The sequence below is a fragment of the Streptomyces actuosus genome (assembly GCF_016921115.1).
Taxonomy (GTDB): domain Bacteria; phylum Actinomycetota; class Actinomycetes; order Streptomycetales; family Streptomycetaceae; genus Streptomyces; species Streptomyces actuosus_A.
In genome coordinates, this window is the sequence record NZ_JAFFZS010000194.1 from 1 (window position 1) to 461 (window position 461).

Below are 461 nucleotides of genomic sequence, written 5' to 3' on the forward strand. Positions count from 1 at the left end.
CTGATTCATGGACTTGGATAGATTCGAAGGAGTTAGCAGCGACAGCAGCTCAGAATGCCGTACCAGTGGAGTACGAAGAGTTTCAGCATTTGTTCAATCAGCCAGAGCAACCTGAACTACCGACACATGGACTGCACGATCACACGATACCCCTAGAGGAAGGGAAGAATCCAGCATGCAAAAAGATTTACTCAATGTCAGAAAAAGAGTCACACGCATTACGAGAATACATCGATGAGCAGTTAAAGAAAGGAACAATCAGAGCATCAAAATCACCAGCGGGACACGGAGTCTTGTTTGTACCAAAGAAGGATGGAAGCTTACGACTATGTGTGGATTACCGACCACTGAACGCCATTACGATCAAAGACAGACATCCGCTACCACGAATCGATGAGATGCAAGATCGCATCAGAGGAGCAAAATGGTTCACGAAGCTCGACATCACAGACGCTTATTAT

The 461-nt window shown here is 45.8% G+C and carries 1 protein-coding gene; it reads left to right on the top strand.

The window, feature by feature from the left end; all coding sequences use genetic code 11:
• Positions 1 to 65: 65 nt before the first annotated feature.
• Positions 66 to 461, top strand: a 396-nt coding sequence (locus JS756_RS39075; protein WP_205387480.1) for a reverse transcriptase family protein, incomplete at its 3' end; no start/stop codon positions are given.